Raw genomic sequence first — 15,604 nt, forward strand, 5'->3', positions numbered from 1 at the left:
CAGATCATGACCGGGATCGATCTGCCCTGCGAGGCGCGGGTCGGCCGGCGCTTCCTGATCGAGCACTTCGGCGGCATCATCATCAGCGGCGACGCCGTCTTCGGCGACGACTGCGTGGTACGCAACGGGGTCACGGTGGGTCTTCGGCATCGCGGGGTGCGCGGGGCGCCCGTGATCGGCGACCGGGTCGACATCGGGGCCGGCGCCAAGGTGCTCGGCCCGATCCGCATCGGCAACGATGTCGCGATCGGGGCCAACGCCGTGGTGATTCGGGACGTCCCCGACGGCTGTCTTGCGGTCGGGGTACCGGCCCGGATCATCGCCCGAGGCGATGCGACATCGCTCCGCACTCCGGCCGCTCTTGCCGGTCCGGAGACCTCGTCCGGGACGGATTCCCGCGCCGATGTCGAGGCGGATGCATCATGAAGCGCAAGCCCGACCTGAAGATCCCCGGTCCACTCGGCCGCCGCCAGCGACCGTGGCGCGCACTCTGGCTGCGAAGTCTCTTGCCGCCGCTCACGGTCCTCGGGGTTGTCCTCTCGCGGGCACTCGACCTGACGCTCGCGCTGTTGCTTGCGGTGATGCTCTCTCCGCTGCTGCTGCTGCGCGGCGCGGTGGCTCGCGCGAGCGCGGGTCGGATCTTCGATCGCGAACCTTTGATCGGGCGTTTCCGCGCGCTCTTCGAGCGGCTTGACTTCGCTGGTCCGGCACCCGGGCGCGGTCTCGCGGTCATCCTGAACATCCTGCGCGGCGATATGGCGATCGCCGGCCCGCGCCCCCTGAGTGCATCCGAGGCGGTACGGGTCGACGTCGAGGCAGCCGTACGCTTCACCGTCAGACCCGGCGTCTTCTCGCCCTATCGACTCAAGAGCCGCACCGGTGTGGCCTATGCGCCGGAGGCGCAGATCGACCGCGAATACGCCTACGGGCAGAGCGCACGCGGCGATGCCGGACTGGTGGTACGCTCCCTGATCGGCGAGGTTCTCGGGGGAGGCGAGGCGCCCACGCCGCCGCTGCTGGAGTTCTTCGGCGTCCCGATCGTCAACACCACGATGCCCGAGGCGGTGGACTGGATCGCGTCTCGCGCCGTCGGCGGAGATCCCGCGGTGCTGGCCTTCGTCAACCCGGATTGCCTCAACATCGCCTATGGCGATGCCGAGTACCGCCGGATCCTGCTCGATGCCGCGCGCGTCCTGCCCGACGGGATCGGAATCCATATCGGCTGTCGGATGCTCGGGGTCGCGCTGCAGGCCAACGTCAACGGCACCGACCTCTTCCCGCAGCTGTGCGAGCGGGCCGCTCAAGCCCGGCTCGGGCTGTTCCTGCTCGGCGCGCGCCCGGGGATCGCCGAAGCGGTAGCGGCCAACATGCAGGCACAGTTTCCGGGTTTGCGCATCGACGGGGTCCAAGACGGTTATTTCGACCCGGCCGACGAGGACGCCGTCATCGACAGGATCAACGCCTCCGGCGCCGCGATCCTACTGGTCGCCTTCGGGGTGCCGCGTCAGGAGAAATGGCTCGCACGCAACCATGCGCGCCTGACACTGCCGGTGCGCATGGGCGTCGGCGGTCTCTTCGACTTCTACTCGGGCCGCATTCCCCGGGCGCCGGTGTGGATGCGCGAGATCGGGCTCGAATGGACCTGGCGGCTGATGCAGGAGCCGGGCCGGATGTGGCGGCGCTATGTGATCGGCAACCCCTTGTTCCTTTATCGTGTCTGGCGGCAGGCGCGAGGCGGGGAGACCTCATGACCAGCAGCGACGAACGACAAAGCCAGGCATCGATGGAAGAGCTGCTGCTGCGCCGCTACAGCCGTGCAGGCCAGCCTGCGTGGGTGATCCGATTGCGCATCGGTGCGAAGCGGCTCGCCTGGGTGGCGGTCGTACGCTCGGCCTATCTGCTCAAGCGCACCCTGGACATTCTGCTGGCAGGTCCATTGTTCATCCTGCTGTTGCCGATCTTCGGGCTGCTGGTGCTGGCGATCCGGCTCGAATCACCAGGGCCGGCGCTTTTTAAGCAGACACGCGTCGGGCGCTGGGGACAGATCTTCACCATGTATAAGTTCCGCTCCATGTACATGGACGCCGAGGCCCGCAAGGCGGAGCTGCTGGCCGAGAACGAGATGTCCGGCGGGGTCACCTTCAAGATGCAGCGCGACCCGCGCATCACCCGCATCGGCCGGTTTATCCGCAAGGCGTCGATCGACGAGCTGCCGCAGTTGTGGAACGTGATCAAGGGGGATATGTCGCTGGTCGGTCCGCGCCCGCCCGTGCCGGCAGAGGTCGACGAATACTCGCTCTCCGACCGACGGCGCTTGGAGGTCACGCCCGGCATCACCTGTATTTGGCAGGTCTCGGGACGATCCGATATCCCCTTCCCCGAGCAGGTCGAGCTGGATGTTCGCTATATCGAGTCTCAGTCGCTGCTGACCGACCTCAAGCTCCTCTGGCAGACCGTGCCTGCCGTGTTGTTCGGGCGGGGCGCCTATTAAGCAGCGCCGACCATGAGACTCACCTTTCTCGCGTCGGCACGACCTCGAAGACTTCGACGATCGCCGCAGCCGTCGCCCTTCAGAACTTCTCGAATCCTTTTTCCGGGGTAATGGATATGGACCAGGCCGTCCTCTTCGCCGACCGTCTCGGCTCGGAGCTCGTACCGCTGACCGAGCGTACCAGCGTCGCGCTCTTGCCGGTCGCCGGCAAACCGATGATCGAGCACGCCTTGGAGTCGCTCGCCAAGGCCGGCATCCGACGGATTCTGGTCGTGGTCTCACCCTTCGCCGACGAGGTCCAGCGGGTGATCGGCGACGGTACACGCTGGGGCCTGCGCCTGACCTACACCCTGACCCGCGGCGAAGAGGACCCGACCGCGGTGGTGGATCGGCTCGGCACGCGCATCGATGGACCCCTCGTCGGGCTGCGCGGCGACCTGATCCACGGCTTCGATGTCCCCGCTTGGATCGCTGCGGCCGAGACGACCTCCGGCGATTCGGTTTGGGCCGATGCCGACGGCGTATCCGCGGCCTGCGGGATCCATCGCGCGGGTGCGATCGACCTGACTCCATTGTCGTGGCCGCCGACCGGCCGAGAGGCGGCGGCGCCGCAGACCGCCTGGATTCCCGTCGCAGCCGAGCAGGTCCGCACCGTTCAGAGTCTCGCCGCGTATCACCGGGTCAACCTGGATGCCGTTGCGAAACGCCTGCCCGGTCTCATCCTGCCCGGCCGACAGGCCGCCTTGGGCTTGACCCTGGGGCGCGGATCGCGCGTCTCGCCGCGCTCTCTGAAACAGGGCGTCTGCCTCGTCGGTGCCCGCTGTCGGATCGCACCCGATGCCGAGCTGACGGGCGAGGTCGTGATCAGCGACGACGTCATCGTGGACCGGCGCGCGACCATCAACGCCAGCGTCATCCTGCCGCACACCTATGTCGGCGAGCTGGTGGAGATCACCAACGCGATCGTCAGTGCCAACACCATGATTCGAGTGGACTCGGGCGCCGTCCTTCAGGTGACGGATGCTTGTCTCTTGGCCGATCTCGAGCAGGCAACCTTGAGCGGCGGGATCGCCGACCCGGTCCACCGTCTGCTCGGGACCCTGGGCTTGATCCTCTCGCTCCCGCTGTGGCCGATCGCTGCGTTGGCCGCACTTCCGAATCGCGACCAAGGCTGGTTCGATTCGATGACCCTGCGCGGCAACAAACGCGACGTCGACGCGTTCGGTCAGGTCACACGCCGCGACTTCCGCGTCCGAGAGTGGCGCACGCGCGTACCGATCCTGCGCGCACTCCCGCGTCTGCTGGCCGTGGTTTCGGGCGATCTCCGGCTGGTCGGGGTCACGCCCTTGTCGCCCGAGGCGGCGGACGGTCTCGGGGATGATTGGGAGCGGATCCGCGAAGAGGCTCCTGCCGGGCTCGTGGGTCCGACGCAGCTCGACGTCCCCGCGGATGCGCCGTTCGAAGAAAAGCTCATGAGCGACGTCTTCTACGCCCGACAAAGGCGCATCGGACGCGATTTCGTCTATCTGCTCAGGGGGCTGCTCGCCATCCTGCGGCCGGCGAGCTGGCGACCGTCATGACAGAACCCGGTGTTGGCGACCGACGGCTCAAAGACAAGCGAGCCCCGCATGCCGGGGTGAGCCTGCGAACCCCGGGCGCACGACGTCACCGCGGGAACCGGTGGGTGTGCTCCGCCGCAGCCGACGGATGACTGATCGACCTCGCGGTGCGTCTCGAACCGCAACTTACGGGCTGGACCCGGCGAGCGTCTTGGTCATCAGCAAACAGGCCGCATCCCCGTCTAACTCCACCTCGCAATCGGACATGATCGACTTGATGATCCGGATTCCACGGCCGCGCGGCTCGCAATCGAGCACGTCGAGCCCGCTCGGCAGGTCGTCGAAACCGGCCGGCGTCGACGCAATCAAAGCCGCATCCGGCAGCACGCCGCGCTGACAGACACGCACCCGCAACGACCCGGCGTCGGCCTCGGTCATGACCCAAACCTCGTGTCCCGGTTGAGCGTGATATGCGTGCTCTACGGCATTGACGAATGCCTCGTACACACAAAGCTCGATCTGCGAGAGCTCGACCTCGCCCAGACCCAAGCCGTCGCAGAACGCCCGCACATAGGACGCCGCCTCGTGGGCCGCCTCGAGGCGACTGTCGAAGATTCGGGCGTCAGCCTTCACCGGCTCGCTGCCGCCGGACCGATCCGAGACCCTCGCCGCGCCTGCGATCCCGTCATCGCGATGCCTGTTGTTCATTGAACCGCCCTGATCGACGAGCCGTGATGGGCAGGGAGTGTAACGATTTTCAACCCATGTCGTCTCGGTCTTCGCGGGTGAATAGACAGCATCCGGCGAGCAATTTGCCTCGCAGACATCGCCCTCGGCGACGCCGTTGAGCTGGACGATTTCGGTGCTATGCTGACGCTCGACGCTCCGAATGCGCTTTAATCAATTATCGGCGGCGATCAAAGGCCGCCAACCATTCGTTTTAACGGGCTCCGGGCCCACGGGAGGTTCAGGATGCAGATCCGAGTCGGATACGAGATGGTCTTCGAATGTCCCCAACCGACACCCATGATCCTGACGCTGAACGTCCACTTCAGCAGGGTCTCCGATATGGTCCGGGCCGACCCCGTCGTCACCCGCCCGTCGGTTCCGATGACCGCCTATCGCGACGGCTTCGGCAACTGGTGCACCCGCATCGTGGCACCCGCGGGCGAGATCCGCATCTTCGCGGATGCGCTCGTCATGGACAGCGGTCTTCCGGACCCGATTAACGCGGACGCGATGCAACACGCCGTCGAAGACCTGCCCGGCGAGACGTTGGTGTATCTGCTCGGGAGCCGCTATTGCGAGACCGATCGGCTCTCCGAGATCGCGTGGAAGCGCTTCTCTCAGACGCCCCTCGGTTGGGCGCGGGTCCAGGCGATCTGTGACTTCGTCCATAACCATATCGAGTTCGGGTACCAGCATGCACGCTCGACGAAGACCGCGCTCGAGGCTTACAACGAGCACAAGGGTGTCTGTCGCGACTACACCCATCTGGCGATCGCCTTCTGTCGCTGCATGAACATTCCGGCACGTTACTGCACGGGCTATCTCGGCGACATCGGGGTGCCCGCCTCGCCCGACCCCATGGACTTCTCGGCCTGGATGGAGGTCTATCTCGGCGGCCGCTGGCATACCTTCGATCCGCGCAACAACATCCCGCGCATCGGTCGAATCCTGATCGCGCAGGGTCGGGACGCAGCTGATGTCGCCATCAGCAATGCCTTCGGGCCGAATGTTTTGAAGAGTTTCACGGTTTGGACCGACGAGGTATGAGCGCAGCGCCCCGAGGCCATGCGGCGTCGGGGTTTTTGGACCCGGACGAGCCAGCGGCCTACGAGCTCCTCAATACGACGGGCGCCGGGAGCGCCGTCTTGGTCTGCGATCATGCCTCGAACCGGATCCCACGTCGACTGGGCACGCTCGGTCTCGCGCCCGAGCAGTTGGCGGATCATATCGGCTGGGATCCGGGTGCAGCTGAGGTAGCGCACCGACTCTCGGCGCATCTCGATGCGCCGCTGGTGCTGAGCGGCTACTCGCGCTTGGTGATCGACTGCAACCGTCCGCTCGCCAACGCGGCATCGATCGCAGAGCAGAGTGCCGGCGTACCCGTCCCGGGCAACCTGGGACTGACGGCGCAGGCTCGAGCGGTCCGCGTCGAGACCCTCTTCCGGCCTTATCACGAGGCCATCGATCGGCTACTCGACGCCCGCGCGAACCGCCCGAGCCTCTTGCTCAGTATCCATAGCTTCACGCCGGTCCTGGACGGCGATAAAAGGCCCTGGCCCGTCGGTGTCTCGCACTGGCGCGATCGCCGCTTCGCGGCCCTCATGTTGAAGGCGCTCGCCCGCCGCGTCGATGGAGTCGTCGGGGACAACCAGCCCTACCCGATCGAGGAGGCCATCGACCACACGGTCCCCGTCCACGGTGAAAGACGCGGGTTGCACGCCGTCATGATCGAGATCCGCAACGACGGGCTTCGCACGACGGCGCAGTTCGACGCTTGGGCGGAGCGCCTGGCTGCGGCTTATCACGAGATCGAGGCAGAAGCGGTCAAGCTCGGCAGGTCGAGGGCAGATACCTGACGGGTACGCCGTCCTTTCCGGGCGCGTAGCAGGTCCAAATCGCCTGGCCGGACGCGCTGAATACCGCCTTCAGATAAAGAACCTTGTCATCGACGGGATCGAAGCCGTATCTGATGCGAATCTCTTTCTCCGTGTTGTTCCACCAGATCCGCTTGACATAGCTGCCGGATGCCGCACCCGTGGCGGTGTTGGCGTTCAAACCCAGCTCTCGGAGCAAGGTCAGCCAATTGGTCGCGCTCGGCAGAGCGCCGTGCGAGGCATAGTATTCGGCCACAGCCAGCTTGACCGGGCCGAGCAGCACCAGCCCTTCGCTGATCTTCGCCCGTGTAGTGAAGGTCTGATACTGCGGCACGGCCAGCGCCGCCAGGATACCCAGGATGGCAACGACGATCATGACCTCGATCAGCGTAAACCCGCTTCGTTTCCCGACCACGTGCATTGCAGCTCCTGCTTGGATGATCGCCGATTGGGGCCGTATTCCGGCGGTCTGTCTCATTGCTCGGAATCAGGGCGCGAGCACGGTATGAGTATAACGGCTGCACAGTCCTCGACCACGGCCGAACGCGACTAACCCTCGCCCAACACCCTGCGCCTTAGCAGCCGATAGTCGATCGGGACCAAGATCAGGATCATCAACATAAAGAGCCCGAAGGCCGCGGCCAGATGGATACTGATCTCGCCGTTGACCAGGATCAGCCGAGTCCCCTCGGCAAGGTGATGCAGTGGATTCAGTGTCAACCAGGCGAGCGTCCAGGGCGAGTCGCCCTCCATCGGGAAGTAGGTGCTGCTGGCGAATCCGAGCGGCATGATCACCAGGAAGAAGGGGATGTTCATGTGGTCGATGCTGGGCACGATCGCCGTGAAGAGCAGACCCAGGGTTGCGAACGCCAGCGAGGCAAGAAACAGCAACGGCAGAGCGAGCAAGGCGCCGGTCCAATTGAGATCCAGCCAGCCGACCAGGGTGAAACCCGCCAACACCAGCGTGACGATGAGGGCATAAGCGGTCCCCAAGGTCGCGGCCCAGAGGAGCTCGCCCCAGACCACATGCTCCAACCGGATCTGGGTGATCAGCTGGCCTTCCCAGGTCTTCTGGTAGTGCATGCGGATGTAGGCCGCAAAGAGCGCCTGGAAAAAGGCGGTCATGAAGGCCGTGTAGGCGAGCATGCCGGGTGCGAGATAGGCGAGATAGGAGATCGACTGTCCGCGCCAGGCGAAATTCGGGATGAAGGCCCCCAGCCCGAACCCGAACGCCAGGAGCAGGATGATTGGCTCGAGCAAGGGCGGCAGGGCGGCGGTGTGCCAGTTGCGCAGGTAGACGCTGAGATGCCGGCCCAAGACCGCCCGGCTCTGCCACTGGAAGACGGCGAGATAACGGGAGAGGGTCAGGTCGCGGCGGCTCATGCCTGCTCCGAAAGCTTCATGAAGAGATCATCGAGCGAGGGGCTGCGGACCTCGAATCGCAGCTCGCCGAACCGGGCGCTGAACTGCGCCAGACCGGGGCCGTCGAGTGCCAGATGCAAGGCCGAAAGGACCCGCGCGGGCTCGGGGAGACCCGCCTCGCGGGCCCAGGCGCAGACCGCCGGGACGGCCGGGTCACCCGCGTCCAGCACCAGCATGTGCTCGCCCACCAGATCGCCGAGGACCTTGCGGGGCAGACCCTCGGCAACGACGCGTCCGCCGCGCAGGACCAAGAGGTTGTCGGACAGACGCTCCGCCTCGTCCATGTAATGGGTCGTCAGGACGATCGCCAACCCCTCCCGCCTCAGGGTATCGATCAGCTCCCAGACGCCGAACCTCGCCTGCGGGTCGAGTCCCGTCGTCGGCTCGTCGAGAAAGAGGACCTTGGGCTCATGGACCAGGGCACGGGCGATCATCAAGCGACGTCGATAGCCGCCCGAAAGCGTGTCGGGCTTTGCCTGCGCATAACGATCCAGACCGAAACGCGTCAGCAGCGCCGAGACCCGTGCCTGCACATCCGGCAGCCGGGGCCGGAAATAGCGGCTCACCCGCTCCAGGTTGCCGCGCACGGTGAAATCGCTGTCGAAGGTATCGTCCTGCGTGCAGACACCGACCAGACGCGCCGCCGTTTCCGGGTCGCGGGCGCGGTCGATCCCGGCGATGCGGATCGTCCCGGCATCCGGCTGCAGGAAGCCGTAGCACATCCGCAGCGCGGTGGTCTTGCCTGCCCCGTTGGCGCCGAGCAGGCCGAGGACCTGACCGGCACGACAGCACAGGTCGACACCGTCGACCACCCGCGCTCCGGCGAAGCTCTTGACCAGACCGCTGGCGAGCAACACGGGTTCGTCGTCGGAGACAGCGTCGTTCATCGCGAGAGGCGACACTCGGGTGGGTGGGACGATGGGAATATTTGAACCGCAAAGGCGCGAAGGACGCAAAGGGAAATCGTCCCTATACTCGGTGCCGCGACGTCGCCGGAATCGCAGGGCCGCGGCCCCGATCCCATTCGACGTTTGCCCCCTCCAGACCCGCCCTTCCGGAGGATCCGATGGGCCATCTTTTGAGCAGCAAGGCATCCCTGGTGCCCTTGATCGACCGCCTCAACCGCTATCCGGTCGGGCTCGTGGACAGCGAAAAGCTGCGCGAGATCCTGGCGCTGCTGTTCGAGGAGCACGAGGCCTTCGTCGGGTCACGCTTTCCGCTGCACGAGGCGACGCTACCCGAGCTTTCCGAGCTGACGAGCATCGCACCTCCCGCGCTCGAGCCGGTCCTCGAATCCATGGCCGACAAGGGCCTGGTCATGGACATGGCCTATGGCGGCAAAACCTACTACCTGCTGGTGCCCGGGCTGATCGGCTTCATGGAGTTTACCTTCATGCGCCGCCGCACCGATCTGCCGATGGCCGAGCTGGCGCGACTCATGTCCGAATACCTGGTCGAGCGGGGGCAAAACGGCCAAGCTGGCGAGTTCTTCGGGAGCAAGACCCAGCTCACACGCACGCTGGTCTACGACGAGCACATCCCGGTGACTTCGCGGATCACCGCGTACGAAGACGCCCGGCGGATCATCCGCGACGCCGACTATTGCGCACTCACCACCTGCTATTGTCGCCATAAGAAGGAGCACTTGGGCGAGGCCTGTCGCAAGGGCGCCCCGGTCGACGAGATCTGCATGGTCCTTGGAGAGGGCGCGCGTTTTCTGGTGCGTCGCGGCTTTGCCCAAGAACGCGATAAGCCGGCCATGCTCGCCACCCTGGAGCAGGCACGCACGCTCGGCCTGACCCATGTCACCGACAACGTCCGCGACCGGCCGTCCTTCATCTGTAACTGTTGTCGCTGCTGCTGCGAGCTGATGGCGGGGGTGCACCTTGGCTTTCACGACGGCATCGCGAAGACCCCTTTCCTGGCCGTGATCGATCCAGACCGCTGTGACTATTGCGCCAACTGCATCAAGGCTTGCAACGCCAAGGGCATCGGGCTCGCCGCGACGGCACGCGGGCGCCCGAAGAACGAGCGGTTTGCAGCCGTCGATCCGGCGATCTGTCTCGGGTGCGGCGCCTGCATCGATGCCTGCGAGCAGCAGGCCATGACCTTGGTGCGTCGTCCCGATCCAGCCATCCCGCCGCGCGACCGCGGCCGATTACTGACCCGTATCCTTTGGGAGAAGGATCGGCTCTGGCCGTTCGTCGTCGATCGCGCCAAACAGCAGTGGCGGGCTTTGAGGCGGAGGCGTTGAGACGAAAACCCGCGAGCTCTCAAGCTGTCGTACGGCATTTCCGGAGTCGCCGGAGGTTCGCCCGGACGGCCAGAGAGAACCGACGACAGCCGATCGCCTTCGGCGATCGGCGGGTCAGGCCGAAAGGTGATCGAGCGGCGTGGCGGTGACATGGTTCGCGTAGCTGCTCAAGGTGACCAACGCGATCCCGGTAATCACCTCAAGCAGGTTCTCGCGCGTGAAGCCGGCGCGCAGGAATGACTCGACATCCGCTTCCGGCACCCACCCGCGGTGCTCGGTCATGGCGGCGGTAAACCGACGCAACGCTTGGAGACGCACATCGACCAGGCGCTGACCGTGACGGATCGCCGCAGTGACTTCATCGGCTTGCGCATCATCCCCGAGCATCGGATTCGGGGCCGTGCAGTAGTGGCACTGATTGGCGTGGGCCGCGGTGACATAGACGACCTGTTGCTCGATCGGGGTCAGACTCGCGCGGCTCAGCAACGTCGCGAGCTGCCGATAGGCGTCGATCGCGACTGGAGACTCAGCCAGGGTACGCAGGAGGTTCGGTAGCTCGCCACCATTGCGTTGCATATCCGCCATGATGGCGCGCGAGGGGTTTGGGGCGGTCTCCATGTCGTGCAATTGAAATGGGATCATAAGCATTGCCTACTCGGGTGTGCGGATGAACTCAAAACCTTGAACCTGAGTATATTGGTCAGGAATTCATCCGCAATCCGCAAACGCATCGGATAAGGGCGCGAGATCCGTCGGTTTTTACAGCAACTCAGGACAATGGGCTCGATGCACCCCGAGCCGAGCTGGCGTCGTCGAACCGGGTTGACCCCATCAAGAGCGCCGAGGCTTGATCCACGCAGGCGGTGGCCGTGTCCTTTTCGAGGACGCCGAGCCAACGTCGCGGAATTGCGTTCGGCCCGTAAAGCGCCCCGGCAATCATCCCGAGGATCGCACCCGTGGTGTCCGCGTCTCCGCCGCGGTTGACGACATCCACCAGCGCTGTCTCGAAGCTGTCGGTCGCGAACAGTGCTTGGAAGACGGCCCGTAGGGTCTCGACAAGATACCCCCCCGGATTCTCCATGCGGCGCCGATCGAAGCGATATTGCGGCTCGACCGCGACCAAGTCTTCCGCCAGCAAGCGCAGATCGCTCTTGGGCCGCCCCAGAAGCGCGAACTGGACCATGCGAATGACGGTCAAGGTGCCCGCGTCGCCCAAGCGGCTATGATGGGTAACGTGGGATTGAATCCGGTTCGCTTCGGCAACCGCCTCCTCGGCGGCCCCTAGCGTGAAGAGCGCGATCGGCAGGCAGCGCATGCAGGCACCGTTGCCGGCATCGTGCTCGTTCTCGGGGACCTCCAGCGTGCCGTTCAGGCGATACTGGCTGATGCCGCGGCGCACCGTATGGCCGATGTCGACCGGTTTGGTGCGCATCCAGTCGCTGAATGCCTCGGCGATCGCGTGGGCATCGACAGAGCCGGCCGCGAGGATGCTGTTTCCCAGGGCGAGGCTCATCTCGGTGTCGTCGGTCACGCGTCCCTTGCGCAGTTTCAACCAACCGCCCCCGATCACGTTGCGATGCTCGCCGTAGACCTCGCGGATCTCACGGGGGGTCATGAACTCGACTGTTGCGCCGAGCGCATCCCCGACGGCGAGCCCCAGATAGGCTCCTGCCGCTCGGTCATAAACGTTGTCGATCTTGGACGTGCTCCAAGCCAGTTCAGTGCTCAGGTCCAAAACAAGCATGATAGTCGGTGCATACCTCGCACGACGGCGCTCGGCAGGTGTAGATCCCTTCCGCCTCGCAGAGCTGTTTGTAGAGGAACCGTTTCCATTTCATATCGTTGACGTTGCGCCCGGCCAACGAGGGGAAATTCCGGCGCATCAACGCGGTCAGATCGGCTCGGTTCCAGAGTCCGAGGTCTTGCCAGAGATGGTCGCTCGCCAGACAGCCGGCGGCCACCACATGAGCCATCCAGACCTCGGACGGCGAGTCTCCGGCCTTGTGCATGAGCATCAGCCGAATCAGCTCCTCTCGCTCGTCGCCGCGCACCTCGGGCGTGGATGGGGCGCCGTCGATCGCATCGAGAAAGGCGCGCGAAGCCGCTCCCGGGAAGTGGTGCCGCATCAAACAATGAAACGCGGCCGGATCGAGCCCGAGCCAAGGCGGCATGGCTCCACCGCCCGCGGCACGGGTCGCGATCATACTCGCAAAGGCTTGATCGTTGCCGGCCCCGACCGCCCTGACCATAAGGCGGGCATAGATGCGGGCGGCATCCTGTTCCGAGTCGAGGGCGAGGGCCGACATGACCTCAGTACTCCACGAGGATGTCTTCGTCGCGCACGATCATCTGGCACGCCAGACGCCACTCGCTCGGCATGTCGTCGACGGCGATCCGATCGATGTCCTCCTTGGTCAGCTTGCCCAGCTCGACCAGCACGCCGCGCTCCTTGTCGGTCAGGAAGCCGCTCATGCGGCCCTTGCGGTCGACGCTGGTGACGCGCACCAGACAGTTTCCGCACTCGCCGTCCTGGCAGTCGTGGTGCAAGGGCACCTTGTACTCCTTGGCGAGCTTGAGGATGGTCTCGGTGTGGCTTCCCGCCACGGCATAGACCGTCTTGTCTTTGTAATCGGGGCTTGAAAAGGTCACGAGTGGCATTGTAACGGGTCTCTCTGGGTCGATGACCGGGCATTGGATGCCGTGCGCGGCACGGTTAAGCGCTCCGGTCGGTCACAAACGGGGCGACGGGTCGGTATCGGGCTGACCGTCGCGGTGAATCAGGCCGGCTTGACCTTGCAGTCGCCGAGGATCTGGGCCTGACAGGCGAGCCGGTCATGACGGCTGGCCATGTTCTCGCGCAGGACTTTTTCCTCGAGCACGGAGGGCTCGGTCAGATTGTTCCAACCCTCCTCCACATGCATCATGCAGGTGCCGCAGTCGCCCTCGCGGCAGCCGTAGATGATGCCGGCGCCGATCCGCTCGGAGACCTCGATGACCCGGGTTCCGGCCGGGACGTTCACGGTCTGCTCGATGTCGGTAAATGTGATCTTGGCTTTCGCCATGGTGTCTGACTCCTGGATTGTTGATGGTTGGGATTGTCGATGGTTGTGTACGGTGAAACGCTTTAGCCCAAATCGGCGAAGTCGATGACCCGCCCTTGCTCGCCGCGCACGAGTGCGCCGGCCAGCGCTCGCCCGAATTCGCGGCACTCGTCGAGCTCCTCGTCGGTCGGGATGAGTTTGATGCGCAGACCCGCGACCGGGACACGGAGCTTCAGACCGCGCAGACGATCCTCGATCATCTTCACCGCCTCGCCGGTCCATCCGTAGGAGCCGAAGGCGGCACCGAGCTTGCCCTTCAGATCGATCACGGCGAGCGAGGAGAGCAGATCCCAGATCGGCTTGGCGGCGTCCCCGTTGATCGTCGGCGAGCCTAGGACGAGGGCGTCGGCGGACTCGATCAGATCCACGAACGGCTGGATCTCTCCGCCCTCCAGGTCGTAGAGCGAGACGCGTATCCCGCCGGCCTCCTCCGCCCCGGCGCGGATCGCCTCGGCCATGCGCGCGGTGCTGCCGTAGGCGCTCATGTAGAAGATAATCAGCGAGCGCTCGCCTTGATCGATGCGCTCGGCCAAGCTGGGCGTGGACAGCTCGCGATAGCGAGTGACATAGCGACGCGGTCGATCGCGCAGAACGGGGCCGTGCGTCGGTGCGATCAGCTTGATCGGCAGCGGCTCGATCAGCTTGAGCGCGTCCACCACGTAGCTCTTGAAGGGCCGCATGATGTGCGCGTAGTAGTAGTCGAACGCGAAGCGGAAATCGCCGCAGAGGTCGTTGAAGAGCCGCGCGTCGCAATGATGGCAACCGAAGACGTCGCCCGAAAAGAGCACGCCCTCCTCCGCCAGCCAGGTGCACTGAGTATCGGGCCAATGCAGAAAGGGCGTGTGCAGAAAGCGCAGCGTTCGCCCGCCGAGCGAAACCTCGTCGCCCGTTCCAACCGTCTTGTAGACCAGCGGCCGGTCGTCGCTCGGTTTCAGCAGCGCCTTGAGCATGGGCGTGGCGCGCTTGGAGATGTAGAGCTGCGCTTGAGGCGCGCGACGCATCAAATCGGGGAGCGCACCGGTGTGATCCGGCTCCAAATGGTTGAGCACGATGACGCGGATCTCGTCGTAGCGGGCGACCGACTCCAAACGCACGAAGAAGTCTTCGGCGAACTCGGCCTTGACCGTATCGATGACCGCGACACCCTCCTCCCCGCGCACCAGATAGCTGTTGTAGGTCGTGCCGTTGGCCGTGCGCAGGATGATGTCGAAGGTGCGCAGACCCGGATCGAGCGCGCCGATCCAGTGCACGCCGGGCGCGACCTCGACGGCCGGAGCCTGATCGACACGGTCCCGCACAATGGCCGACGCGGCGGGCGACATCAGGCCGCCGCTCCGTCGGCCGGCAGATCGCAACGGGGATCGGGACCGCTTCGGGAGCAGGTCTGCAGATCCTGATCGGCCGCAAGCGTCACGCCGAGCGCCGTCAGCAATGGACCCGGCTCGAAGCCGCAACCGCGGCCGTACTCGGATTCGATCAAAGGTCGGCGGATCAGCAGCGGATCATCCACCATCAGGGCCAAAGCCGTCGGCTCGTCCAGGGTCTCGGGCCGAACCTCGCCCTGCTTGATGCGAGGCGCGGTCGGATTGAACCAGTCGGCCACCGGAAGATCCCCGAAAAACGGCCGTAACCGCGCGACGGTCCAGGTCTCGGCGAGCAGGTTCCGCACGGTCAGGCGATGCCCGAGCGACGCCAGCAACGCCTTCTGCTTGGCGTTGGACAGACACCCCGGCTTTTCGTAGAACACCACCGACGACATCAACTCACCTTTCCTATCTGCATCAACCGAATCAAAAAACCCTGAGCCGCGCCCCGCCAACGCCGCGGACTGCACCGAAGCCGGCATCACTCCAACGCCATAGGCCACAAGGAGCGCGGTTCAGCGCGCCTGGATCTGGGTGCGAATCTCCGCCCACCGATCCGGCGGGATCCCGGTCAGCGACCCCGGTGGATTCAGCGGCACGCCGAGACCATCCAGAATGACCCCCTCGATCGGGCAGATGCTCGCGCATTGCGGGTCGGCGAAGTCGCCCTCGCACTCGGTGCAGGCGTGCGCGTCAATCATGAAATGCGGACTTGCGTCCCGGATCGCCTCGCTCGGACAGAGCGGCAGGCACGCCCAGCAATTCACACAACCTTCGATAATCTTGTATGCCATGACTGGTTTCCCCCGG

The 15,604-nt window shown here is 65.1% G+C and carries 19 protein-coding genes; 7 read left to right on the forward strand and 12 right to left on the reverse strand.

The window, feature by feature from the left end; genetic code table 11:
• The 4 genes from GPT33_RS11365 to GPT33_RS11380 all read left to right on the forward strand — a co-directional run.
• The coding region (locus GPT33_RS11365; RefSeq protein WP_296808931.1) for a serine acetyltransferase at positions 1-426 on the forward strand (426 nt) is incomplete at its 5' end.
• Positions 423-1,751 (forward strand): WecB/TagA/CpsF family glycosyltransferase, encoded by a 1,329-nt coding sequence (locus GPT33_RS11370; RefSeq protein WP_296808933.1) that lies wholly within the window; start codon positions 423-425, stop codon positions 1,749-1,751. The genes GPT33_RS11365 and GPT33_RS11370, both read left to right, overlap by 4 nt.
• Positions 1,748-2,491, forward strand: coding sequence for a sugar transferase (locus GPT33_RS11375; RefSeq protein WP_296808936.1), 744 nt, complete (start codon positions 1,748-1,750; stop codon positions 2,489-2,491). Before GPT33_RS11370 ends, GPT33_RS11375 begins: the two co-directional genes overlap by 4 nt.
• Positions 2,492-2,607: 116 nt before the next feature.
• Positions 2,608-4,071 carry an NDP-sugar synthase gene (locus tag GPT33_RS11380; protein ID WP_296808938.1) on the forward strand — a complete coding sequence of 488 codons (1,464 nt, stop codon included), beginning with the start codon at positions 2,608-2,610 and terminating at the stop codon, positions 4,069-4,071.
• Between the two features lie 165 nt (positions 4,072-4,236).
• Here GPT33_RS11380 and GPT33_RS11385 read toward each other — a convergent pair whose 3' ends face one another.
• The gene (locus tag GPT33_RS11385; protein ID WP_296808941.1) at positions 4,237-4,758 is read right to left on the reverse strand and encodes an ATP-binding protein; all 522 of its coding nucleotides are present in this window, start codon (positions 4,756-4,758) and stop codon (positions 4,237-4,239) included.
• A gap of 264 nt (positions 4,759-5,022) precedes the next feature.
• Between GPT33_RS11385 and GPT33_RS11390 the strand changes: the two genes are divergently transcribed.
• Both GPT33_RS11390 and GPT33_RS11395 read left to right on the forward strand, forming a co-directional pair.
• Entirely contained in the window at positions 5,023-5,826 is an 804-nt protein-coding gene (locus GPT33_RS11390) for a transglutaminase family protein (RefSeq protein ID WP_296808943.1), read from the forward strand.
• Positions 5,823-6,635: an N-formylglutamate amidohydrolase gene (locus GPT33_RS11395; RefSeq protein WP_296808945.1), complete on the forward strand. Its 813-nt coding sequence runs from the start codon at positions 5,823-5,825 to the stop codon at positions 6,633-6,635. The genes GPT33_RS11390 and GPT33_RS11395 overlap by 4 nt, the downstream gene beginning before the upstream one ends.
• Here the strand turns inward: GPT33_RS11395 and GPT33_RS11400 are convergent.
• The 3 genes from GPT33_RS11400 to GPT33_RS11410 all read right to left on the reverse strand — a co-directional run bounded on the left by GPT33_RS11400 (position 6,604) and on the right by GPT33_RS11410 (position 8,962).
• Complete coding sequence (locus tag GPT33_RS11400; protein WP_296808971.1) at positions 6,604-7,074, reverse strand: pilin; 471 nt, start codon at positions 7,072-7,074, stop codon at positions 6,604-6,606. The two genes, GPT33_RS11395 and GPT33_RS11400, sit on opposite strands and share 32 nt — an antisense overlap.
• Before the next feature lie 128 nt (positions 7,075-7,202).
• Complete coding sequence (locus tag GPT33_RS11405) at positions 7,203-8,036, reverse strand: ABC transporter permease (RefSeq protein WP_296808947.1); 834 nt, start codon at positions 8,034-8,036, stop codon at positions 7,203-7,205.
• Positions 8,033-8,962 carry an ABC transporter ATP-binding protein gene (locus GPT33_RS11410; protein WP_296808949.1) on the reverse strand — a complete coding sequence of 310 codons (930 nt, stop codon included), beginning with the start codon at positions 8,960-8,962 and terminating at the stop codon, positions 8,033-8,035. The genes GPT33_RS11405 and GPT33_RS11410 overlap by 4 nt, the downstream gene beginning before the upstream one ends.
• Positions 8,963-9,141: 179 nt before the next feature.
• Between GPT33_RS11410 and GPT33_RS11415 the strand changes: the two genes are divergently transcribed.
• Positions 9,142-10,329, forward strand: coding sequence for a 4Fe-4S ferredoxin (locus GPT33_RS11415; RefSeq protein ID WP_296808951.1), 1,188 nt, complete (start codon positions 9,142-9,144; stop codon positions 10,327-10,329).
• Between the two features lie 114 nt (positions 10,330-10,443).
• Here the strand turns inward: GPT33_RS11415 and GPT33_RS11420 are convergent, their stop codons facing one another.
• The 8 genes from GPT33_RS11420 to GPT33_RS11455 all read right to left on the reverse strand — a co-directional run bounded on the left by GPT33_RS11420 (position 10,444) and on the right by GPT33_RS11455 (position 15,588).
• Positions 10,444-10,977, reverse strand: coding sequence for a carboxymuconolactone decarboxylase family protein (locus GPT33_RS11420; RefSeq protein ID WP_296808954.1), 534 nt, complete (start codon positions 10,975-10,977; stop codon positions 10,444-10,446).
• A 121-nt stretch (positions 10,978-11,098) separates the two neighbouring features.
• Positions 11,099-12,073, reverse strand: a complete 975-nt coding sequence (draG, locus tag GPT33_RS11425) for an ADP-ribosyl-[dinitrogen reductase] hydrolase (RefSeq protein WP_296808957.1) — start codon at positions 12,071-12,073, stop codon at positions 11,099-11,101.
• Entirely contained in the window at positions 12,048-12,635 is a 588-nt protein-coding gene (locus GPT33_RS11430; RefSeq protein WP_296808959.1) for a nitrogen fixation protein NifQ, read from the reverse strand. Before GPT33_RS11430 ends, draG begins: the two co-directional genes overlap by 26 nt.
• A gap of 4 nt (positions 12,636-12,639) precedes the next feature.
• A complete protein-coding gene (locus GPT33_RS11435; protein WP_296808962.1) occupies positions 12,640-12,987 on the reverse strand; it encodes a 2Fe-2S iron-sulfur cluster binding domain-containing protein in 348 nt (115 codons plus the stop codon).
• A gap of 119 nt (positions 12,988-13,106) precedes the next feature.
• The gene (locus GPT33_RS11440; RefSeq protein WP_093188822.1) at positions 13,107-13,391 is read right to left on the reverse strand and encodes a 2Fe-2S iron-sulfur cluster binding domain-containing protein; all 285 of its coding nucleotides are present in this window, start codon (positions 13,389-13,391) and stop codon (positions 13,107-13,109) included.
• Positions 13,392-13,453: 62 nt separating this feature from the next.
• Positions 13,454-14,752 (reverse strand): FprA family A-type flavoprotein, encoded by a 1,299-nt coding sequence (locus tag GPT33_RS11445; RefSeq protein ID WP_296808966.1) that lies wholly within the window; start codon positions 14,750-14,752, stop codon positions 13,454-13,456.
• Positions 14,752-15,189 carry an ArsC/Spx/MgsR family protein gene (locus GPT33_RS11450; RefSeq protein WP_296808969.1) on the reverse strand — a complete coding sequence of 146 codons (438 nt, stop codon included), beginning with the start codon at positions 15,187-15,189 and terminating at the stop codon, positions 14,752-14,754. The genes GPT33_RS11445 and GPT33_RS11450 overlap by 1 nt, the downstream gene beginning before the upstream one ends.
• A gap of 120 nt (positions 15,190-15,309) precedes the next feature.
• Positions 15,310-15,588, reverse strand: coding sequence for a 4Fe-4S dicluster domain-containing protein (locus GPT33_RS11455; protein ID WP_296808973.1), 279 nt, complete (start codon positions 15,586-15,588; stop codon positions 15,310-15,312).
• Between the last annotated feature and the right edge of the window lie 16 nt (positions 15,589-15,604).

The sequence above is a fragment of the Thiocapsa sp. genome, assembly GCF_011390875.1.
In the GTDB taxonomy this organism is placed as follows: domain Bacteria; phylum Pseudomonadota; class Gammaproteobacteria; order Chromatiales; family Chromatiaceae; genus Thiocapsa.